The organism is Flavobacterium sp., from assembly GCF_003525665.1.
Classification (GTDB): Bacteria; Bacteroidota; Bacteroidia; order Flavobacteriales; family Flavobacteriaceae; genus Flavobacterium.
In genome coordinates this window covers 1-272 of sequence record NZ_DQDX01000145.1, presented here as the reverse complement: position 1 = coordinate 272, position 272 = coordinate 1, and the positions used below count along the sequence as shown (strand labels likewise).

The 272-nt window shown below is 27.6% G+C and carries 1 pseudogene; it reads left to right on the top strand.

Going from position 1 to position 272, the window contains the following annotated elements:
* Positions 1–61 precede the first annotated feature (61 nt).
* A pseudogene (locus DIU01_RS10135) lies at positions 62–272 on the top strand (protein-(glutamine-N5) methyltransferase, release factor-specific); the annotation flags it as partial.

The following is a 272-nucleotide window of genomic DNA, read 5'->3' as shown; positions in this document are numbered from 1 at the left end:
TATTTAAATTCCAAATTCCAAATCCAAAATCTAAATTCCAAAATCTAAATTCTAAATTCTAATGTTATTAAAAGTCTATAAAGCTACCTTTATTCAAGAACTTTCTTCGTTATATGATGAGAAGGAAATTGAGAGTTTTTTCTATATCATCTTAGAACAATTTCATAATAAAAAGCGAATTGATTTGGCTTTGAATCCAGAAATGGAAATGGATGCTTTGCAGTTACTTCGATGGGAAACTGTTTTGTCTGAATTAAAAAAGGAAAAACCGA